Origin of the sequence: Romboutsia lituseburensis DSM 797 (assembly GCF_900103615.1) — a bacterium.
In the GTDB taxonomy this organism is placed as follows: domain Bacteria; phylum Bacillota; class Clostridia; order Peptostreptococcales; family Peptostreptococcaceae; genus Romboutsia_F; species Romboutsia_F lituseburensis.
The window spans coordinates 65,060-85,815 of record NZ_FNGW01000012.1 but is presented as its reverse complement, the minus strand read 5'-3'; the positions used below and the strand labels follow the sequence as shown (position 1 = coordinate 85,815).

General features: G+C 27.2%; 23 protein-coding genes. 14 read left to right on the top strand and 9 right to left on the bottom strand.

Features of this window, described 5'->3' with window-relative positions; translation table 11 throughout:
- Window positions 1-85 precede the first annotated feature (85 nt).
- The 4 genes from BLP75_RS16260 to BLP75_RS16245 form a co-directional block, all read right to left on the bottom strand.
- On the bottom strand, window positions 86-934 hold the full coding sequence (locus BLP75_RS16260; protein ID WP_092727595.1) for a ParA family protein: 849 nt from the start codon (window positions 932-934) through the stop codon (window positions 86-88).
- Between the two features lie 242 nt (window positions 935-1,176).
- On the bottom strand, window positions 1,177-1,533 hold the full coding sequence (locus tag BLP75_RS16255) for a hypothetical protein (RefSeq protein ID WP_092727594.1): 357 nt from the start codon (window positions 1,531-1,533) through the stop codon (window positions 1,177-1,179).
- Between the two features lie 89 nt (window positions 1,534-1,622).
- Window positions 1,623-2,117, bottom strand: a complete 495-nt coding sequence (locus BLP75_RS16250; protein WP_092727593.1) for a hypothetical protein — start codon at window positions 2,115-2,117, stop codon at window positions 1,623-1,625.
- A gap of 651 nt (window positions 2,118-2,768) precedes the next feature.
- Window positions 2,769-3,239, bottom strand: coding sequence for a hypothetical protein (locus BLP75_RS16245; RefSeq protein ID WP_092727592.1), 471 nt, complete (start codon window positions 3,237-3,239; stop codon window positions 2,769-2,771).
- Window positions 3,240-3,509: 270 nt separating this feature from the next.
- Here BLP75_RS16245 and BLP75_RS16240 point away from each other — a divergent pair, with 270 nt between their 5' ends.
- Window positions 3,510-4,217 (top strand): Fic family protein, encoded by a 708-nt coding sequence (locus tag BLP75_RS16240; protein ID WP_092727591.1) that lies wholly within the window; start codon window positions 3,510-3,512, stop codon window positions 4,215-4,217.
- Between the two features lie 181 nt (window positions 4,218-4,398).
- Here BLP75_RS16240 and abc-f read toward each other — a convergent pair whose 3' ends face one another.
- Together abc-f and arsB are read right to left on the bottom strand one after the other, a co-directional pair.
- The gene (gene abc-f / locus BLP75_RS16235) at window positions 4,399-5,964 is read right to left on the bottom strand and encodes a ribosomal protection-like ABC-F family protein (protein ID WP_092727590.1); all 1,566 of its coding nucleotides are present in this window, start codon (window positions 5,962-5,964) and stop codon (window positions 4,399-4,401) included.
- Between the two features lie 451 nt (window positions 5,965-6,415).
- Window positions 6,416-7,510, bottom strand: a complete 1,095-nt coding sequence (arsB, locus tag BLP75_RS16230; protein WP_092727589.1) for an ACR3 family arsenite efflux transporter — start codon at window positions 7,508-7,510, stop codon at window positions 6,416-6,418.
- Between the two features lie 252 nt (window positions 7,511-7,762).
- Here arsB and BLP75_RS16225 point away from each other — a divergent pair, with 252 nt between their 5' ends.
- The 6 genes from BLP75_RS16225 (at window position 7,763) to BLP75_RS16200 (ending at window position 13,503) form a co-directional block, all read left to right on the top strand.
- The gene (locus BLP75_RS16225; RefSeq protein WP_092727588.1) at window positions 7,763-8,035 is read left to right on the top strand and encodes an ArsR/SmtB family transcription factor; all 273 of its coding nucleotides are present in this window, start codon (window positions 7,763-7,765) and stop codon (window positions 8,033-8,035) included.
- 151 nt (window positions 8,036-8,186) lie between these two features.
- A complete protein-coding gene (locus tag BLP75_RS16220) occupies window positions 8,187-9,191 on the top strand; it encodes a permease (protein WP_092727587.1) in 1,005 nt (334 codons plus the stop codon).
- Window positions 9,192-9,502: 311 nt separating this feature from the next.
- A complete protein-coding gene (locus BLP75_RS16215; protein ID WP_092727586.1) occupies window positions 9,503-10,687 on the top strand; it encodes a M20 metallopeptidase family protein in 1,185 nt (394 codons plus the stop codon).
- Window positions 10,688-10,718: 31 nt separating this feature from the next.
- Window positions 10,719-11,354 carry a helix-turn-helix transcriptional regulator gene (locus BLP75_RS16210; RefSeq protein WP_092727585.1) on the top strand — a complete coding sequence of 212 codons (636 nt, stop codon included), beginning with the start codon at window positions 10,719-10,721 and terminating at the stop codon, window positions 11,352-11,354.
- A 698-nt stretch (window positions 11,355-12,052) separates the two neighbouring features.
- Window positions 12,053-12,922, top strand: a complete 870-nt coding sequence (locus tag BLP75_RS16205) for a cation diffusion facilitator family transporter (protein ID WP_092727584.1) — start codon at window positions 12,053-12,055, stop codon at window positions 12,920-12,922.
- 110 nt (window positions 12,923-13,032) lie between these two features.
- Entirely contained in the window at window positions 13,033-13,503 is a 471-nt protein-coding gene (locus tag BLP75_RS16200) for a ferritin-like domain-containing protein (RefSeq protein ID WP_092727583.1), read from the top strand.
- 225 nt (window positions 13,504-13,728) lie between these two features.
- Here BLP75_RS16200 and BLP75_RS16195 read toward each other — a convergent pair whose 3' ends face one another.
- The 3 genes from BLP75_RS16195 to BLP75_RS16185 all read right to left on the bottom strand — a co-directional run bounded on the left by BLP75_RS16195 (window position 13,729) and on the right by BLP75_RS16185 (window position 15,203).
- Window positions 13,729-14,028, bottom strand: coding sequence for a nitrous oxide-stimulated promoter family protein (locus BLP75_RS16195; protein ID WP_092727582.1), 300 nt, complete (start codon window positions 14,026-14,028; stop codon window positions 13,729-13,731).
- Window positions 14,029-14,106: 78 nt separating this feature from the next.
- Window positions 14,107-14,427: a hypothetical protein gene (locus BLP75_RS16190; protein ID WP_092727581.1), complete on the bottom strand. Its 321-nt coding sequence runs from the start codon at window positions 14,425-14,427 to the stop codon at window positions 14,107-14,109.
- A 14-nt stretch (window positions 14,428-14,441) separates the two neighbouring features.
- Complete coding sequence (locus BLP75_RS16185) at window positions 14,442-15,203, bottom strand: recombinase family protein (RefSeq protein WP_092727580.1); 762 nt, start codon at window positions 15,201-15,203, stop codon at window positions 14,442-14,444.
- 303 nt (window positions 15,204-15,506) lie between these two features.
- Between BLP75_RS16185 and BLP75_RS16180 the strand changes: the two genes are divergently transcribed.
- From BLP75_RS16180 to BLP75_RS16150, 7 genes are all read left to right on the top strand, one after another.
- Window positions 15,507-16,091 carry a DUF4250 family protein gene (locus BLP75_RS16180; RefSeq protein WP_092727579.1) on the top strand — a complete coding sequence of 195 codons (585 nt, stop codon included), beginning with the start codon at window positions 15,507-15,509 and terminating at the stop codon, window positions 16,089-16,091.
- A 118-nt stretch (window positions 16,092-16,209) separates the two neighbouring features.
- Window positions 16,210-16,911, top strand: coding sequence for a response regulator transcription factor (locus tag BLP75_RS16175; RefSeq protein WP_092727578.1), 702 nt, complete (start codon window positions 16,210-16,212; stop codon window positions 16,909-16,911).
- 2 nt (window positions 16,912-16,913) lie between these two features.
- Complete coding sequence (locus BLP75_RS16170; RefSeq protein WP_092727577.1) at window positions 16,914-17,837, top strand: sensor histidine kinase; 924 nt, start codon at window positions 16,914-16,916, stop codon at window positions 17,835-17,837.
- Between the two features lie 210 nt (window positions 17,838-18,047).
- Window positions 18,048-18,971 carry an ABC transporter ATP-binding protein gene (locus BLP75_RS16165; protein WP_092727576.1) on the top strand — a complete coding sequence of 308 codons (924 nt, stop codon included), beginning with the start codon at window positions 18,048-18,050 and terminating at the stop codon, window positions 18,969-18,971.
- Window positions 18,964-19,692, top strand: a complete 729-nt coding sequence (locus BLP75_RS16160) for an ABC transporter permease (protein WP_092727575.1) — start codon at window positions 18,964-18,966, stop codon at window positions 19,690-19,692. The genes BLP75_RS16165 and BLP75_RS16160 overlap by 8 nt, the downstream gene beginning before the upstream one ends.
- A gap of 3 nt (window positions 19,693-19,695) precedes the next feature.
- Entirely contained in the window at window positions 19,696-20,430 is a 735-nt protein-coding gene (locus BLP75_RS16155) for an ABC transporter permease (protein WP_092727574.1), read from the top strand.
- Between the two features lie 137 nt (window positions 20,431-20,567).
- Window positions 20,568-20,756: a hypothetical protein gene (locus BLP75_RS16150; protein ID WP_092727573.1), complete on the top strand. Its 189-nt coding sequence runs from the start codon at window positions 20,568-20,570 to the stop codon at window positions 20,754-20,756.

The following is a 20,756-nucleotide window of genomic DNA, read 5'->3' as shown; positions in this document are numbered from 1 at the left end:
TTTAATATAAATTAAATGTATATTTTATCAAGATTAAATTGATATTTAATATGTTTTTAATCTTGATTTAATGTATTTTTAGTTGTTAAACTATTATTAATCCTTCTTCTATGTACTCATTTATAAGATCTGTCATCTCATTACCTATATCTGTTTTTATCTTTCTTTCTTTAACCTTTACATACTCACTTATTGCTTCATTATATAAAATACAATTTTCATAATGTACAGATTTTCTCATAGTCTGCTTAAATGTATTTCCAATTATTCCTTTTTGATTTGCACATTCAAGCCACATTTTTATCTTATTATTTTCTTGTTTTTCAAATTTAGTTATAACAGGTTTTCTTATATCATCCTTATCAATTCTAAGAGCCTTTTTTATATCACTATAAGTTTTAACTAAAAGGTTATAACCTGTTAGAGTACTATAACATCCATAGTTCACTATTGGAATTATATCTGTACAGCATATAAATACATTTGTATTTAACACAGATATTGCTGGGTTTAAATCAAATACTATTAAATCATATTCTGATAATACGTCTATATTTTTATCATCAGTTAAATAATTTAATAATGTATATTCTTTTCCAGCCTTTGTATTAAGTATTAATTCAAGTGTAACCATATCAATATTACTTGCAATTATATCTAGATTTTTAAATTTATCTAATGGTGATTTTATTATTAATTTATCTAAATCTACATTGCTTTCTAGACCGTCTTTTAATGTATATATATCAGATTGAATAACGTCTTCTCCTAGTAGGAACACAGATGCATTTGACTGAGGATCAGCATCTATAAATAATACTTTTTTTTCAGGATAATTAAGGCAAAATTGATGTATAAAGTTTAAATTTAAACATGTTTTAGAGCTACCACCCTTAAAACTCATATGTGTTAATATCGTTTGATTTTTAGCCATTTTTTCAACTCCTTGATATATTAAAAAAAGATTAAATATACATTTAATCTTTTTTTTATTGTTATTTAATATATATTTTATCACATATTTAATTGATATTAAATATAATTTATTTTTACTTAAAATAAAAACAAACTATAAGTAGTCTTATTAAGTTAATTATAGTTTGTTTTTATTATATTTGGAGATTTAATTTTAAACAATTGGTTAAGTATATTGAGAACGAGAATTGTAATGCAGATTTATTTTTCTTTTAATATATCTTTAAGTTTAATAAGATCATCATTATTTTTTGTGTTTTGAACTTTTTTATCTTCATAATTTATTCGATTAGAGTTATGGACATCATTTTCTTTTGAATTTAACATACTTAATAAAAGAGTTTCAGGATCTGGAATAACTATGTTGTTATTTTTAAATTCTTGCTCTTCTTCAGTAAGCTTTTCACCTTTTACTTCTTTTTCAGTTATACTTTTTGTTAATAGCATTCTCTTTATAGCCTCTAATATAGGGTCTTTATTTTCCTTTTTTGATGTAAAAATGTTGTTACTATTTGAGATACCCCAAAAGTTGCTATTTGTTGTTATATTAGTAATCATTATTATATTTCTCCTACCTTTTAATATTCTATATGTATTTTAATACCTGTTGAATATGATTTTATTGTTTTTTATTTGTTTTGAGTGCTTTACTTCTTAATATCTAAATTGTTTGAATAGTTACTTTCACTAAAATTATTAGAATAAGTTTGAGAGTGGTATTTTTTCTTAGCCATAAATGCTCCAGGAACAACTATACCTCTAGTACTTTTGAACTCTTGCTCTTCAGGTGTAAGTTTTTCCCCACTAGATACCTTTTGGGATACTTTAAAGCGCTTTAGTATTTCATCCATTACTTTTGAAATAAAGTCTAGTTTTTCCATTTCTTCATGCTTAACAAGGAATTCATACTCTTCTTTTGGTAAATCTTCTGCCTTTACTCCTTGTGATAGTTTTTTGTTAATCTCATCAATTGATAATGGCTTATTATTTGCATTTAGAATAGGCTTTTGATTAACTTTACTATCTTTTTTATTTTCACCTGATGAAGATACTTCTGAATTTTGTTGAGAGGGCTGTTTTTTATCAAGTTTATTAATAGTTATATTTTGCCTGTAGGTATTATTATTTAAAGTATTAATCACATCAATTCCTCCATTAAATTTATTAGTCACTATAAATTTAATTATCGGCATTTAACTAGATGTTTTTGATAGTAATTAAGAAAGTTAAAGCTTATTAATTGGATTTAAGTTAACTAAAAATGTATATGATAAAAATATATGATGGAATAGATAGTGAAATATAGGGAAGTATTGTTAGAGATGGCTATTAAGATTTAACAAAATAAAAAAAGACTGTTTCCGTTACAGTCTTTTTTTATGGGGTAATTGGGATTTTTTATAATACTATTCAAGGGGATATATAGTATTTGTTATATTCGTTAATTAGAGATTATTATGAGGAGCTTTATAAGCTCCTCTATTTATGTCAGTTCCTATTGTCTATCAAATTATGTCATTTCTTGCTGTCTATATATATAATATAATGTCATTTATTAAATTTGTCTATAATATAAAATAAATTTTATAAAAAAATAACATTATATTTCATAATTTTATTTTTTAGTGGATTTTTAATTATTGAATAAAATATGTTATAAAATAAAATTGAAAAATATTTTTATTTTACAGTTTTTTTAGTTTGTGAACTATAATTTATTAGAATTTAGATATTAAAAATAGATTAAATATATATTTAATCTATTTTTAATATAAATTTAATAATAATTAAATTTATGATATTTTATTTAAGTTTTTTAAAAGTCTTTCATAAAATTCTTTTTCTTTTTCCTGACCCTTAATTATCTGAGGATCTGTAGTAGGTGTTATTGGATTTTTAAGCATATTTAAAGCTAAATTTATAGATTTAATAGTTGATTCAACTGAATTTCCAAGTATATCATAACCTCCTGTTTGCTCTTCCATAATAACTCTTAGTATATCCATTTGAGTAATATGGTCTTGTCCATTTTCGTCTACATCTAAATCATAAATTCCTGTTTCCTCTAATGACTTAATCCATGCATCCTTAACTGATTTTGGAGCATTAGGACCTACAATGTTTAATGTATCATTTTGAATTTTTTTATATGATGATTTATCTAAGCTTTTATTTTGTGTAAAATTATTTGATTTTTTATTGTCTACAATATCCCCTGGATTAAAATTGGTATAATTAAATATATTATTGTTAACTATTTTCATTTTTTATTATCCCCCTTATATTAACGTAATCTATTTTATAATATTCGGGCATATATTTTTTTACTTTAATTATTATATTACTAAAATAAAAATATCTAAATTTGGACATAGTCATTGTATTACAACGTTTATTATTATAATATTAAAAATAATAGCCAAATAAAGTTATATTTATTTGAAACTATAGATGCATTAAACTTAAAAATGTTATTTTGATTATATAGTGTACAACTATATGAGTTGATAAATAATAAGGAGGAAGATATTGAAATGAGTAAAAATTTTATAGATGCCCTATTAGAAACAAAGGATTTTAAAAACTCCTTATACAGTATTTTAAAGCATAGCTTTTTATATCACTCAAATAAAATAGAAGGAAGTACTTTTACAACAGAAGCATTAGCGCTTTTATTAGATAAAAATGTAGTAACAGGAAAGCATACTTTAGATGATGTACAAGAGACTGTAAATTCTAGTTATGTTTTTGATAGAATAGTTGAAACTTTAGGTAAAAAAATTGATGATCAATTTTTAAAGGATCTCCATGCTAGGCTTATGTTTAATACTACTATGCATCAAAGAGGATATGCAGGCGTATATAAAACAATACCTAATATGATTATAGGAACTAAAGTAAAAATAGCTCAACCTTTTGAAGTACAATCTAGACTTGATGAATTACTTGAATGGTACTATAGCTTAGATAAGATAACACTATCAGATATAGCTAGTTTCCACTATAAATTTGAAATAATACACCCTTTCCAAGATGGGAATGGTCGTATTGGAAGATTTCTTATGCTAAAGCAAATGCTTGAAAATAATTTATCTATAAAAATAGTTTCTTGGGATAGCGAAGATTTATATAGAGAAAGTTTAAATTTATGTGATTTAGATAATCAAGAACCTCTAAGTAAATACTTAGAAACACTTGAGGATTTTAGAGAAGAATACAAAGAGCTTTGGGAATCGATGTAAATCATGTAAACTAATATCCAAAGGGCGTTATTATATTATCATATTGAAAATTAGTTTAGTAAAATGATTTAATAATATTTAAGATTCTAGTTTTTTAATAAAAAGCTATACATCTAATTAACATTAGTATGTATAGCTTTTTTCAATTTAACTACTATGTTATTATAGCTATTTAGTATTTTTAAACTATATCTATAATTTTAGTAGCTATATTATCACCAAAACATTTATCATGCTCAACAAATAGCATAGTGATGCCTTCTTCAATAATCATATTTTCTATTTGTATACGAGAAATTACATCTATAAAATTTAGTGGTTCATCCCAAATGTAAAGTTCTGCTTTCTCAGATAAACTAGTTGCAATTAGCAACTTTTTCTTTTGTCCTTCGCTCCACTCTTCTATGTTTTTTTCAAATTGTGTATCTACTAATCCTAGCTGAATTAAACTACTTTTTAAATACTGTTCATCTATTTCTTTATTTTTGGCAAATTCTTTAATATTTCCATTTAAAAATGACGTATCTTGTGAAACATATGATATTTTCTCTATTTTATCAATATGACCTGTATAATCAAATTTTTCGCCCATTAATAGCTTTATTATGCTTGATTTACCACATCCATTTTTACCTCTAAGCCAAATACGTTCTCCTTGTTTAATTTTAAAACTTATAGGATTTTCAAATAGTTCATTTTCATATTTTATTTGCAAATCTATTACATTTATCAAGGTATCATAATTTGATGTTATATTATTTATGTCTAGCCTATCTACGGCTTCCACATTTTTTAGTAACTTTGTTTTTTCTTCTATTGCTTTATCTTGGCGCTTTTCTAAACACTTAGACCTTTTCATCATTTTTGCTGCTTTATGTCCAATATATCCCCTATCTACAGGTCCATTACCAACTTTTGTAGCCTCTAATTTATCAGACCAACTAGATTTTTGTTTGGCTGTTACTTTTAGTCTTTTTATTTCTTTTAATAGCTTTTCATTTTCAGCTTTTTCAAAATCATTTCTTCTATCATGATTTAACTGCCAAGTTGAGTAGTTTCCTTTTTGAATATCAATGTTACTTTTATTTATAGATAAAACATGGTCAATAATTTTGTCTAAGAAATCTCTATCATGAGAAACTAGTATAAATCCTGTTTTCTTATATAAATAATTAGCTACACACTCTCTGCCTTCTGCATCTAAGTGGTTAGTAGGTTCATCTATTAGCAGAAAGTTATTTTTTTTAAGAAACAACGCTGATAATAATAATTTAGTTTGCTCGCCATAACTTAAAGTATTAAAGGTCCTGTCTAGTATTTCTGAATCTAGACCTATTTTTCGAACTTCTTTTTCTATTAGCTCATTTATAATATACCCATCGTGTATTAGATACTTATCTAGTACATCTCCATACTCTTTCATATATTTAGGATCTTTAGAATACAATTCTAGCTCTTCTTCCCATTTATCAAAAGGTGCAATTGCTTCTCTTATTACATGTATAGCTAGTTTTGTATTATCCTTTATATCCATAGGAAAATAGTCAAAATTAACTGGGCTTAATATTTGGCCACTATATTTATAATCTCCTTTTAGTAGCTTGAGAAAAGTAGTTTTTCCACGACCATTTCTACCTATTAGTCCTAATTTCCACTCTGTGTCTATATTTATTGATACATTTTTAAATATATCATCTCCATAAGAATCGTATTGAAAACTTAAGTTGTTTATTTTAATTTGTGCCATAATTATCGTCTCCTTTGGTTAAGGGCATAAAAAAAACTCCCTTAATCTTAAATAGTATTTTTACTACCAAAAGATAAGAAAGTTATTATATACAAAATTACGGTACATAAATAAAAGCAATGCATGCCTTTGTTTACATAATTAATATAGTTATAACATATAATCTTATTCTTAACTTCAAGTAGTTTTTAGGTTCGATTAATAATGCATCCATTTAGATGCTAAAAATCGTCTTAAACTAATTTTGTTTTTTTGAATAAGATTAATTGTTCATTTCTATACATTCACCTCTTTTTATTTAATAAAAATATTGTACTCCAATTTAGTATCTTTCGCAACCATGATTTTATACTAATTTTTAGCAAGTAAAAAATGACAATTTAAACAATACGAGAGGTCGTTGGAGTCATCAAATGTAGCATAACGAAGTAGATTAAGTGAAGTAAACTTTTTATTTTGTAAACCAATGTCTAGTTTTATTAGCTATTGCAACAAGTGCAAGCATTACTGGAACTTCAACAAGTACTCCAACAACAGTAGCAAGTGCTGCCCCTGAGTTAAGTCCAAATAAGCTAATAGCAACTGCAACTGCCAGTTCAAAGAAGTTACTAGCACCAATCATAGCGCCTGGTGCAGCTATATCGTGAGGTAATTTCCATACCTTAGCCCAAAGGTAAGCTAAGAAGAATATAAAGAATGTTTGGATTGTAAGTGGTACAGCTATTAATGCAATGTGCAGAGGGTTATCTATTATCTTTTGACCCTGAAAAGCAAATAATATTATTAGTGTTAATAGTAAACCAACTACAGTCACCCCATTAAACTTAGCTAAAAATACATTTTCAAAATATTCTACTCCTTTTTTCTTTATTATCATAGTTCTTGAGAAGTATCCTGCAACAAATGGTATTATAACGAATAAAACTACTGATAATAACAATGTATCCATTGGTACAGAAACATCTGTAACACCTAATAAAAGTGCAACTATTGGAACAAATCCAACTAAAAGTATAAGGTCATTAACTGCAACTTGAATTAATGTGTAAGCAGCATTTCCTTTTGTTAAATGACTCCAAACAAATACCATTGCAGTACATGGAGCTGCGCCTAAAAGTACTGCTCCTGCTAAATACTCTTTTGCCAGATTAGCAGGTATTATATTTTTAAATACTACTAATAAAAAGAAATATGATATGGCATACATTGTAAATGGCTTTATCAACCAGTTAGTACCACAAGTTACAGCTAAACCTTTCTTTTGTTTTGCTGCATTTTTTATAGATGTAAAATCTATTTTAAGCATCATCGGATATATCATAAGCCATATAAGTATTGCTACTGGTATAGAAACTTGAGCATAAGTAAACTTATCTAAAGTTTGAGGGATTTGTGGTAAGTATACTCCTATTAAAACACCTACTACTATACATAGGGCTACCCATATGGTTAAATATTTTTCGAAAAAACCAAGTCCTCCACTTTTTTCTTCATCATTAGTTGAAATACTTGCCTTTATTCCTGACTTATTTTTATTATTACTCATTTATTAGTCCTCCTTTTTATAACTTATGTTTATTATATTAACATATTCGCTTTTAATCATATGATATGATAAAAAAAGTTTTTTGTAAACTTATAAATCAAATTTTTTTGATTTATTTTACGACTAATATTTTATTTATCAAACTATTATTTCTATAAAATACTATATTTTTATTAAAAAATACTAAATAAATATTTAATATAATAAAAACTAAAATATTTGTTATATAATATAGACAACGGAGGTATTAAAATGGAAAACATAGATTTAATTTTTAAAGCTTTATCAGATCCAATTAGGTTATCTATATTAAAAAAACTATATTCAGCTGAAAGTGTATGCGTATGTGAGTTATCAGAGATATTTGATATATCTCAATCAAAATTATCTTATCATTTAAAATTGCTACACTCAGCGAATCTTATAAATAAGACTTCGGAAGGTAAGTGGAATTTTTACTCTGTAAATAAGGATACTTTATCTAAGATATTAACTTATGATGTTATCCAAAAATTATTTTTGTAAATTAGTTGTTAAATCAAAAAAAATTGATATAATGAATAGTATAAAGTTTCAAATAAGACTAATTCATTATATCAATTTTTAGTTTTAATAAGAAACTTATATATTTTTATTTCTAACATCAAAATTTTTTGATGTATTTTAGGGAGGTTTTATGGGTATATTTAATTTTTTTACAGACCAAATGTTAAAAATGACTTGGTTATCAGACTTAGTTACATCATTTGTTGAAAATATTTTAAAATTAGACATTAATTCTAGGCTTGGAGGAAGTATTCAATTTTTCATATATGATACTATAAAAATATTCATATTTCTTGCAGTTTTAATATTTTTTATATCTTATATTCAAAGCTATTTCCCACCAGAGCGAACTAAAAAAATCCTTACAAAATTTAAAGGCATATCTGGTGCAACAGTTTCAGCACTTTTAGGTACTGTTACTCCTTTCTGTTCTTGCTCTAGTATCCCAATATTTATAGGGTTTAGTAATGCAGGATTACCACTTGGTGTTACATTTTCATTCTTAATATCGTCACCAATGGTTGATTTAGCATCTTTACTTTTACTAGCTGGATTCTTTGGTATGAATGTGTCTATTTTATATGTTGTTTTAGGTCTTATAGTTGCAATTGTCGGGGGAACTATCATCAGTAAGCTTAATTTAGATGATCAAATTCAAACATATACTGAACATACGAGAGATCTTTATAGTGAATCAGAAAACTTTAATCAAAAACAAAGATTAAACTATGCTAAAGAAGATACCTTTGCTATTATAAAAAATGTTTATAAATATATATTTGTTGGTGTTGGTATAGGCGCTTTAATTCATAACTGGATACCTCAAGAAGCGATACTTGCAGTCCTTGGGCATAATAATCCATTCTCAGTTATTATAGCTGCTGTAATAGGTATTCCAATGTATGCTGATATATTTGGTACTATACCTATAGCTGAAGCACTGTTTATGGCAGGTGTACCAATAGGAACTGTACTTGCATTTATGATGGGGGTTACAGCACTTTCCCTGCCTTCAATGATAATGCTAAGTAAAGTTGTTAAGCCTAAGTTATTAGGTATATTTATAGGTATAGTTACTGTAGGAATAATTATAACTGGATATTTATTTAATGCTATTGGATTTTTACTAATGTAAAAAGTTCGTTTTTCTTAAGTATCTGCGTGGGTTTTAAAGTCCCTAAAATGTCGCATTTAAATTAAATTACACATCAAAAATGCATAAAGTCAATGTACTTGGGATATTTCCTTTATAAAAATTTATAAAGTAGACTATATATGTCCTATTTCAGGTTTATGATAAGTAAATAAATTTAAATTAATAGCTTATATGTTTGTACTTCTAAAATAGTACAAATACTTGAAGTTTGAAGTAATTATTTTGCTACAAATAAGAGAAAATATAAGGTGAACAAAAAATTTTACTGACATAAATCAAGAGGTGTAGATATGGAAAATTTTATAAAACAAGCAGAATTAATAAAAGATGATATAGTAAGTTACAGAAGAACAATTCATAACAATCCAGAGGTTGGAGATAAATTGCCAAAAACTAAAGCTTATGTAATGGATAAATTAAGAGAGATGGGATATGAGCCAACAGAAATTTGTGAAAGCGGTATAGTAGCGACTATACAAGGTAATAAACCTGGAAAAACATTTTTATTAAGAGCTGATATGGATGCTTTACCAATGAAAGAAGAAACTGAGTTTGATTTTAAATCAACTAATGGATGTATGCATTCTTGTGGACATGATATGCACACATCAATGCTTTTAGGTGCTGCTAAATTACTTAAACAAAATCAAGATCAAATTGAAGGTACTGTTAAACTAGTATTCCAACCAGATGAAGAAGGCTTTACAGGCGCTAAAAAAATGATAAAAGCAGGAGTACTTGAAAATCCTAAGGTTGATGCAGCTATGGCTATGCATGTTCACTCTGGAACACCTTCAAATGTTGTATTATATGGTTTAGGCACTAGTATAGCAGGATGTAATAGATTTAGAATAGTTGTAAAAGGAACTGGATGTCATGGAGCTTTACCTGAAACAGGCGTAGATCCTATAAATATTGCAGCGCATATATATTTATCTTTACAAGAAATAATTAGTAGAGAAATATCTTCAACTAAACCATCTGTATTAACAATTGGTAAATTTGCAGGTGGAGATGCACCAAATATAATACCTGAAGAAGTTGTTATGGAAGGCACAATAAGAAGTTTAGATAAAGAAGTAGGAGAATTTATATTTAATAGAATGAATGAAATAGTAACATCTACAGCAAAAATGTTTAGAGGAAAAGCTGAACTTATAGAGTTATCTTCAGTTCCACCTCTTGCTAATGATACAGACTTAGCTAATGAACTTGGTAATTATGTAAAAGATTTAGTAGGCGAAAAAGCTGTTGTATCATTTGAAGGTGGAGGTATGGGATCTGAGGATTTCGCATCTTACTCATATGAAGTTCCAAGTGTATACTTTATGTTAGGTGCTGGTACGAAACAAGAAAATCCTCTATATGGACTTCCTATGCATAATAACAAAGTTGTATTTAATGAAGATATAATGGTTACGGGAGCAGCAATGCATGCTTATTGTGCAATTCAATGGCTAAAAAATAATAAGTAAATAGATAGAAATTGTCAAAAAGGAGAATGAGATGAGATTATTGGAAATACTGTTTTATTTATTAAAAACTAATTCAAGAACTACAATTAAAAAATTAGCAGATATGTTTGATGTATCTGATAAAACAATACAGAGGGATTTGGATAAATTATCACTCCTAGGTATTCCAATAATCTCATATAGAGGTGTAAATGGTGGCATAGAGTTAGATAGAAACTATATAATAGCTAAATATATATTAACTGAAAGTGATTATAAAGATTTGATATTATCACTTTATATTTCTGAGCACATAGACTCACATTTAAAAAATACAGATCTTATTGAGAAGTTTAAGATGGTTGACTCTGATAGGTGTAATGAAATATTAGAAAAACTAGAGGAAAGATTTATAATAGACTTAGATGAAGAACCAGTACGTGATAAAAAAGATGTATATAACGTGATTGAAAGTGCCATGGATAATAAGTCTTTTGTAAAGTTAAAACTCGAAGATAATGTTATAGAAGTATTTCCTATTTCTTATGTTTTAAAAAGAGAAGGATTGAATTTATACTACTATGATGGTGAATATAAATTAATATCAATGAATATGGTGCTTGATGTTTGGGAATGTGATAGACATTATTATGGACCAATAGTTAAATACAATAAGGTTAAAGTTTAAATTTAGCTGATACGTTCAAATTCTCCAATTTATAGCTTGTAGATTCACATTAAAAATAGATTAAATGTATATTTAATCTATTTTTAATATTATTTTAATATATATTTAATGTTAATTATATTGATATGATTTTCCTTTAGATTTTATATTTAATAAAACTTTGAAACTTATTTACCTATCTATGAATTATCTCTCGCAATTATAATTAATATAAATTAAAAAGTATTATATAGGGTATTTTTTTAGTATTAAATAAGTAGTAGATAAATTACAAATATACTACTTATTTAATATTTTTTGGTTTAGATACGTTTATTTTAGAAGTTTTATATAGATTAAATAATTATTTAAAAATATATTTAATAATAATTAAATCAATATTAAATATATTTTTAATACGTATTTAATTATTTTTAGAAATAAATTTAATGGTTATTAAATTTATAAATTATAAGGGACTATATAGAAACGCAGGAAAATTAAATGTACTTTAAAACTTAAAACTTTGTATGTTAAAAGTATATTGACATTGTTAAATTTCGCTGATAGAATATAACTTAATATTTAAAATATAATATAATAATTTAATCAGGCAATAAAATTATTGCTGGGCTTTTATAGCAATGGACATAGATCCATGGGATAGTTAAAAAAACTTTCCCATGGATTTTTTTATTTTCAATTTTAGGAGGAATGTTATGGAAAATACTAATTACAAGAAAGTTAAGCAAGTTTTATTAATAATATTATTTGCAAATTTAGGCGTCGCTTTATTAAAAATAATAATAGGGAATTCTATTAAAAGTGCCAGTATGACTGCTGATGGATTCCATTCTATATCAGATGGAACATCTAATATAGTAGGTCTTATAGGTATTGCTTTAGCATCGAAGCCAATAGATAAAGAGCATCCATATGGCCATAATAAATTTGAAGTTATATCGGGTCTTTTTATTGGAGGAATGCTTTTATTTTTAGGTTTTAAAATAATTATAGATGCAGTTACTAGATTTAAAAATCCAGTTACCCCAACTATAACTATGGTAAGTTTAATCGTTTTAATTGTTACTCTACTAATTAATGTACTTGTATGTACTTATGAGTATAGAATAGGAAAAAAATTAAATAGCTATATTCTGGTTTCAGATTCACTTCATACAAAAAGCGATATATTTGTATCTATAGGGGTTTTAATGACATTAGTGGGAGTAAAACTTGGCCTTCCTGCTATTATTGACCCGATAGCATCTTTAGTTGTTGCTGGATTTATACTTCATGCATCTTATGAAGTGTTTAAATCAACTATTGATGTACTTGTAGACACAGCAATAATAGATGAAGATGATATAAGAGAAGTTCTTAAAGAATTTAAAACGATAAAGAGCGTTCATAAGATAAGAAGTAGAGGAAGTGAAAGTAATGTGCACATCGATATGCATATTATGGTTGATCCTAATTTAACAGTTGAAGATTCGCATGTACTAAATCATGATATAGAGGATTTGATACAAGAAAAAATTAATAAAAGTGCTCAAGTTATAGTTCACACTGAACCTTATTATGAATAATAAAAAATAAGTTTATTGATTTTGTAGATGTTATATGTAAAATAAAGAACACTATTGTCACATCCTGAATAAGATATATAGACATGTATAATTTTAAGGGAGGGGTTTAGTTGTTTAATTATAATTATCCAACATCAAAATCATTTATAAAGTCAGTAAACTTAATTCAAGATTCTGTAGAAGGTGAAAAATCAGATGCATTATTCTATGAATGGTTAATAAACAATATACCTACAGACAATTTAACTCAAAAACAAGCAAAATCTATAAAGGATACTATTGAATCAATAAGGGAAGATGAAATGTCTCATAATAAAATGTTTAAAGCAATGTACAAGCAATTAACAGGAGCAGATGCAACTCCAGTAGAGACTGAGTTTGTACCACCAGAAAATTTTACAGAGGGCATACTTAGGGCTTTAAATGGAGAGCTTAATGCTGTTAAGAGATATAGAACAATAATGAATGGAATGCCTAATCTTTATTATAGAGATATAGTGTTTAATATATTAACTGATGAATTAAGACATGCTAATTTATATAACTATATTTATACAACAATATTAAATAATAAGAAGTAATTTTATTAAAGAAGAGACTATTAATTTAATAGTCTCTTTTGTTGATTTTTAGCTGTTTTGCGGTGATAAATAACTATTTAAAATATATTTAAAGTGTATTAAAAATAAATTAAACAAACATTAAAAATACATTAAATAACTATTTAATGTATTTTTAATTATATATTTATAAGCTTTTTTGTCCTTATATTGTTAAAGCTTATGGTATTTTTTCCTTATAGTATCTTACTTTGCAAAAATATGTTTTATAACTTCTATAGGATCATAAAATATCAGCCTAGGGCCTGAAAATTTCATAACTTCCTTTATTTTTAATTTCATATCTTTTTTATAGCAATGTATTGGACATTTGGCGCAAAATGTTTTTTCTTCACCAAACTTACAAGAATCTAACCTTTTATATGCATACTCTAGAAGTTCGCTGCAATCTTGGCATAGTTCTCCTTTTTTGTGTCCATGCTTTTTATTACAATATATATGTATCATACTACTTAAAGTCTTTTTTTCTTTATCTATCCTGCTCATATTACTTCCTCCCAAATAGATATATTAATATATTTCATATATATCATAACTATTATTGTACCTTATAAAAAATTAGTATTATTCACAATCTATTCTTATATAGTTCTTTTTAATAGCCATAAACTTTAATAAATAATTTAGAATCCAAAATACAGCTAAATAATAAAATACAATGCTAGTTGGCTTCTTACTATTATAAACAATAAAAATACCCAAAGCTACCAAAATACTATTAATTATACAAAATGATAATTGTAAACTATAATAAGCATCATTTACAACTTTCATATTTTTATCCTTTATAGTGTAAATAATAAACTTCTTTTTATATGATACTATACTGTATATAAAAAATATCACTGGTGCAGACATACAAATTAAAAACACAGTATCTCCCATTTAAAAACCCCCCTTTAATCTCTATTAATCCTGTTAGCTTTATTATAAGTATAGTCAGTAACAATTCTAGGAACATCAAAGCTAATTTTATTCTTTTCTTTCTTACCATCATATTTATACTTTCCAGTATAAATTGGGTTTTTAATAATATAACTTATCCTTTGTCTTGTTGTATTATACTCTCTGGCTATTTTGGAGTAACTTGCTCCTTTGCATCTCATTTTGAAAATAGTTTTTACCTTATTAGCATCCTCATTATTTATAACGAGTTTTTCATTATCTATTAATGTATAACCAATAGGTATCCTACCTCCAACATAAAGATGTTTCTCCCCTTTTGCCTTTCGACCCGCATGTGTTCTTTCATTTATTAGCTTTCTTTCAAACTCTGAAAAACTACCTAACATCTGAAGGAATAAAAGTCCTTGAGCTGTTGAGGTATCAAATTGTTCTGTGATACTTAAAAATGAAACTTCTATTTCATTTAAGTAGTCTATCATTATCATAAGATTTTTTAGACTTCTATGTATTCTATCTGCTTTATAAACTATTAGTCCATCTATATTATTTTCTTTATCTGATACAAAGTCAATCATTTCATTATAAGCACTTCTATTTATTGTTGAAGCAGATAACCCTTCATCCTTAAATATTTTTTTTAAGTGAATATTATATAGGCTGCAATACCCTTGAATTTTTTCTATCTGCATATCTATCGAAGTATTATCTATTTGTGAAGCGGATGAAACTCTAACATAAGCTACTATATTTTTCATCGTCTATTAAAACTATCCCTCCATTGTAAATTATAGGGGCAAAAAAATGGAAGTTTTTTTGCCCTTTTTTGATTAGTTTATTGCCTGTTTCTATTGTAACACAACAGGTACAGGATTTTAATTTTTAATTTTTTTTAAAATTAGCTATTTAAAATCAAGAAAAAAATCTATTTTTTTATAAAAAAATGAAATTCTCTAAAAATCTTACTACTAAGTTACTACTTTTTTATTATTAATGAACTACCAAAATATGTTTAAAAGTAGTTTATAATATACTTATAAATATATTTGAGGTGGAGGAATATGATTAGAAGAGATTTTGATAAATTAGAAGTTGTAAAGCAAGTAGAGTATATAAACAAAAAACTTATAGAAGGCTATACACTAACAAACCTATGTAAAGATATAGGTATCGGAAGATCAACAATAAGAGATAGATTTAAAAAAATATCTTATGAATACAATAAAGAAACTAATCAATATGAAAGCATAGTTGAAATAGTAGATGCTGACCCAAGAATATTAGCAAGATCAAGTAAAATTATAAAGGATGATATTAATGAAGGTATATTATCTATGCAAAAAAGTAGTAATAAAGTAGTTGGGACGGATAGTGAGATTTTAACCAACATGATAAGTAGCTACGATGAAAACTTAAGTAAGCTAAATGAGATGTACAATTGGTATAAACTACAAAGTAGCAATAAAGTAGTTGAGACGGAAAAACTTAAAATAGAAGACTTTAAAGGGGATTTAGTAGTTAGAAGTTACAAGCTATATGAGCCTATACAAAAGGAATTTACAGATTTTTGTAAGGCAAATAATAAATATAAGGTGCAAGATATATTGTGCCAGGCTATTAAAGAGTTTTTAGAAAAATACAAATAAATTTTTTTATATTTATAGTGAGTAGTTTTTTGCTTGTATTAAAATCTAAAATAATAGCAAAAAATGCTTACAAACCAACTGACGGAAGAGTTAAAGAAGAAAAGGAAAGTGAGAAATAATGAATACAGTACTGATGATTGATGATGATAAAGAGCTCTGTTCGCTTATAAAGAAGTGCTTGGATAACGAAGGAATGTCTACTCTTGTAGCATTTAGTGGTAGCATGGGACTTAAAGATTTGGAAGAAAATAAAGACAATCTTTCTCTTATAATTCTTGATGTAATGTTACCCGATTTAGACGGATTTAGTATTTTAAAAAGAATAAGAGAAATAAGTAATGTGCCAGTTTTAATGCTCACAGCAAAAAATAGTGAAGAAGATAAAATAATAGGCCTTAGAACTGGTGCGGACGATTATTTAACAAAACCCTTTAGTATCAATGAATTGACTGCACGGGTAGACTCTCTTATACGCCGTTTTACAACACTTAACAATATACATGATATACAAAAAGGGCATTTAATCTTTAAAGGAATGAAAATAGATATAGATAATCGTACTGTCTGTGTAAACGATAAACAAATTGACTTGACAGGAAAAGAGTTTGACTTGTTGTTATTTTTAGCAAATAATAAAGGCCGTGTCTATACAAAAAAGCAAATTTATACACAAGTGTGGGAGGATGAATATTCTTTTGATGATAGCAATATCATGTCTTTTATAAGCAAACTCAGAAAGAAAATTGAACCAAATCCCGATAATACTTTTTATATTCAAACTGTTAGAGGTGTTGGATATCGCTTTAATAGGGAGGTTTAGAAATGGGGCTTACTGAATTTTTTATAATAGTATGCGCTGTTTTATTGATTGTTGTTTTTTATCTTGGTTCAAAATTATACAGAACAAAGCAGCAAATCAGCTTGATACAAGAAGCGGTAACGGACATTAAAGATGGAAATTTAAATCGCAAAATACTTACAAAAGAAAATGATATGACAAAGCAAATTTGTTATGATTTAAATACAATTACCACAGATATGCAAGCAACGCTTATAAATCAAAGGCAATCTGAAAAGGCATACAAACGCTTGATGACAAGTCTTTCTCATGATGTTAAAACACCATTGACATCTCTTGTAGGTTATTTGGAAGCGATAGAAAAAAATATTGTCACAGGTAAAGAAAAGGATGAATATATACAAGTTGCAATCAGTAAAGCACACAGCCTAAAAGATTTTACAGAACGACTTTTTGAATGGGTAAAGCTTGATGCTAGAGAACAACTATTTCATTTTGAGGTATACGATATTAATGAACTTTCTCGTAGCATTGTAGCCGATTGGATTATTGTCATAGAAAATAATAATTTTGACTATGAAATCAATATTCCAGAAACACAATGTCTTGTGCGAATTGATGCAAATTCTTATACTAGAATTTTGAACAATCTTTTTCAAAATGTTATTACTCATAGCAAAGGAACAAAGCTTATTTTTGATTTATATGAAGATGAAAAGCAAGTGACGATAAAGGTTTCGGATAACGGAATAGGTATACCAAGTGATGAGCAATCACATATTTTTGAAAGAATGTATCGAGGGGATAAATCTCGAATGACCACAGGAGCAGGACTTGGATTGTCTATAACAAAAGAACTTGTAGCTGTTCATAATGGTACGATTGATGTAAAGAGCGTTTTAAAAAACCATACTACATTTACCATTATTTTTCCAAAATCTCTATAATATTAAGATATGAAAGCTCTGTCTTATACAGGGCTTTTTTTACGCTTGAGCGAAGCGAATTTTTTAGTAAATAATAAAAGCAAGGAAAGAACAAGATTACGACAAGGTTATGGCAAGGTTAATACATTATAATTTAGTTGTAATTGTTTCTACTGTTATATTCGTTTTTATATTGGGAAAACAAAGGTATTGAAATGGAGGAGATATTATATGAATGATTTTATAATTGAAACTAAACAACTAACAAAAAATTATGGAGAGCAGGTAGCAGTCAATTCAGTCAACCTACATGTAAAAAAAGGTAGGATTTATGGATTGCTAGGACGTAATGGAGCAGGAAAAACCACTCTTATGAAAATGATTTTAGGATTGACTTCAATCACTTGCGGAGAGGTGGATGTATTTGGACAAAATATCAAAGGTCGAGAGAAACGAGTATACCCTCGTATAGGTGCTATGATTGAAACACCAGGGTTTTATCCAAACTTAACAGGAACGGAAAACTTAGAGATTTTTGCAAAACTACGTGGCACATCTGCTCCAAATGCAGTTGAAAATGCATTAAAAGTTGTAGGATTGCCTTATAAAGACAAAAAGTTATTTGGTAAGTATTCACTTGGAATGAAGCAACGTCTTGGCATTGCTAATGCTATTATGCATGATCCTGAACTACTGATTCTGGATGAACCTACAAATGGTCTTGATCCTATTGGTATTGCAGAAATGAGAGACTTTATTAAAAATTTGAGTGTTGAGCATGGAAAAACAATCCTTATTTCAAGTCACATTCTTTCGGAAATCTCATTATTAGCTGATGATATTGGAATTATTGATAAAGGTATTCTTTTAGAAGAAAGTAGCATGAAGGAACTAGAAAATAAAAATCGCAACTATATCATGTTGCAAGTTTCAGATATTCCTAAGACTACATTGATTTTAGAACGAGAATTTAAGACTAAAGATTATTCTGTTCAAGATGATCAGATCCTACGACTTTATGACACTACTCTAGATATAGGTAAAATTAATAAATCTCTTGTAATGCAGAATATAACTGTTATTAGTTCTATGCTGTGTCATGATACATTAGAGGACTACTTCAAAAAAATTACAGGAGGTGAAGGTATTGCTTAACCTTATTCAAGTCGAATTTCTTAAACTACGCCGTAAGAAAATTATTTGGATCATGTTGTTAGCTGCTCTCATAATGCCGTTTTTCGCACTATTTTTTGTAGATAAAGGTGTTGACCCGAGAGAGTACTACAGATGGTCAGCATTCAATTTTACTATTTTAATTATATTACCTGTTATTTTAGGGATACTTAGTACCATGCTTATGCACGAAGAAAATCAGTATGATACGCTCAAACAACTTTGGATTGTTCCTATCAGTAAAATAGGATACTTTTTCAGTAAATTTTTTGTGGTTTTAGTTTACTCCATTTGCTTTATGCTGATTGAATTTGTAGCTTCCGTTATGGTTAGTGTACTTTTGGGATATGTAGCATTTGAATGGTCAAGTGTATTATATTTACTACAAAAATGTTTAGAGTATGGTTTTTTTACTGCTTTTGTAATGTTGCCGATTTTAGCAATAGCCTCATCGCAAAAGGGATACATTTTACCGATTTGTATTACACTGGTTTATGTATTTTTTGCATTATTCATATGGTCTGTAAATATGTATATACACCCCTTAACTAGTATGAATGTTATAGTTGCGCGAAATAACGATATACCGGGTATTATGTGGCCACAAGGAATTAACGTTCCATTAGCGTTTCTTTGTATTTTTGTTTGGGATATTATTGCAGTATTCTTTGCAAATATGGCATTAAAAAGAAGTGAGGTGTAAAGAATGGGTAAATTACTTTGGGCTGAAATTCAAAAGATTCGACGTTTAAATATTGTGTGGATTGCAGTTTTTGCAACGGTTATGGTGGCTGCTATTGTTTTTATATCTGGATGGTTTACATACAATGGTTCACGGAATATAGACAGTGCAGGATGGTATATGGATATGGCTCAGCCTTTGGCAACACTGTTTGTTCTTCCTGCAGTTATTTCTCTTTTGGGAAGTTATATAATTTGTCGTGAAGAAGATGATGATACTATAAAATCTTTGCTACTTATTCCTGTAAATGAAACAAAGTTAATTGCTACAAAAATGAGTATTACTTTTTTATTCAGCATTTTCATTTATTTGCTGCTATTTGCAATAGCATTTTTAACTGAGGCAATATTACATTTTTCAGATCTATCAGTAGGAATGGTTTTAGATCATTTGAAAATATATTTTCTTCAAGGTGTTGGAGTATTCCTTGCTATCTCGCCTATTATTGCCTTAGTATCATATATGAAAAAAGGCTATTGGACTGCATTAGTATTAACTGAAATGTACTCTTTTGCAGGAACATTTATGTGTAGGTCAAATACCCTAAAAACAATCTATCCTATTTCTGCAGTATTTGGGGTTTCTGGTTACTATGAAACTCCTTGCCAAAATCGGATATTAAGTATTATAATTTTGTTACTATGTGGTTGCCTTTCTGTTTTCATACTCAAAGGTTTTAAATATAGTGAAAAAAATTAGCTATATACTTAACGTTGTAAATTAATAAACATCACTATAAAATAGTAATTACAATGTATTTAAAATTAGGTTGCTGATTTCTAACCGTATTTAGTTGTCCCAAAAATTAAAAATAGGTAATTAGGAGATTGTTTATTATGAAAATTAAAAATAAGGCTTTTTTTATATCAGGAACTATAAATTTAATTTTATTAATACCTGCACTGAGTCTATTTAAATGCAACTTTATAGAAACAAATACTAAAAATTTAGTGATAGTAGGCTCATTTCTTATTGTTTGTGAAATTATAAAAAATAAGATAATAGAAAAAAAGTATAAATTATAA

Coding starts and splice junctions, on each gene's coding strand:
- BLP75_RS16260 (WP_092727595.1), bottom strand. CDS start 934: ATGGCTAAAAATCAAACGATATTAACACATATGAGTTTTAAGGGTGGT.
- BLP75_RS16255 (WP_092727594.1), bottom strand. CDS start 1,533: ATGATTACTAATATAACAACAAATAGCAACTTTTGGGGTATCTCAAAT.
- BLP75_RS16245 (WP_092727592.1), bottom strand. CDS start 3,239: ATGAAAATAGTTAACAATAATATATTTAATTATACCAATTTTAATCCA.
- BLP75_RS16240 (WP_092727591.1), top strand. CDS start 3,510: ATGAGTAAAAATTTTATAGATGCCCTATTAGAAACAAAGGATTTTAAA.
- abc-f (WP_092727590.1), bottom strand. CDS start 5,964: ATGGCACAAATTAAAATAAACAACTTAAGTTTTCAATACGATTCTTAT.
- arsB (WP_092727589.1), bottom strand. CDS start 7,510: ATGAGTAATAATAAAAATAAGTCAGGAATAAAGGCAAGTATTTCAACT.
- BLP75_RS16225 (WP_092727588.1), top strand. CDS start 7,763: ATGGAAAACATAGATTTAATTTTTAAAGCTTTATCAGATCCAATTAGG.
- BLP75_RS16220 (WP_092727587.1), top strand. CDS start 8,187: ATGGGTATATTTAATTTTTTTACAGACCAAATGTTAAAAATGACTTGG.
- BLP75_RS16215 (WP_092727586.1), top strand. CDS start 9,503: ATGGAAAATTTTATAAAACAAGCAGAATTAATAAAAGATGATATAGTA.
- BLP75_RS16210 (WP_092727585.1), top strand. CDS start 10,719: ATGAGATTATTGGAAATACTGTTTTATTTATTAAAAACTAATTCAAGA.
- BLP75_RS16205 (WP_092727584.1), top strand. CDS start 12,053: ATGGAAAATACTAATTACAAGAAAGTTAAGCAAGTTTTATTAATAATA.
- BLP75_RS16195 (WP_092727582.1), bottom strand. CDS start 14,028: ATGAGCAGGATAGATAAAGAAAAAAAGACTTTAAGTAGTATGATACAT.
- BLP75_RS16190 (WP_092727581.1), bottom strand. CDS start 14,427: ATGGGAGATACTGTGTTTTTAATTTGTATGTCTGCACCAGTGATATTT.
- BLP75_RS16185 (WP_092727580.1), bottom strand. CDS start 15,203: ATGAAAAATATAGTAGCTTATGTTAGAGTTTCATCCGCTTCACAAATA.
- BLP75_RS16180 (WP_092727579.1), top strand. CDS start 15,507: ATGATTAGAAGAGATTTTGATAAATTAGAAGTTGTAAAGCAAGTAGAG.
- BLP75_RS16175 (WP_092727578.1), top strand. CDS start 16,210: ATGAATACAGTACTGATGATTGATGATGATAAAGAGCTCTGTTCGCTT.
- BLP75_RS16170 (WP_092727577.1), top strand. CDS start 16,914: ATGGGGCTTACTGAATTTTTTATAATAGTATGCGCTGTTTTATTGATT.
- BLP75_RS16165 (WP_092727576.1), top strand. CDS start 18,048: ATGAATGATTTTATAATTGAAACTAAACAACTAACAAAAAATTATGGA.
- BLP75_RS16155 (WP_092727574.1), top strand. CDS start 19,696: ATGGGTAAATTACTTTGGGCTGAAATTCAAAAGATTCGACGTTTAAAT.
- BLP75_RS16150 (WP_092727573.1), top strand. CDS start 20,568: ATGAAAATTAAAAATAAGGCTTTTTTTATATCAGGAACTATAAATTTA.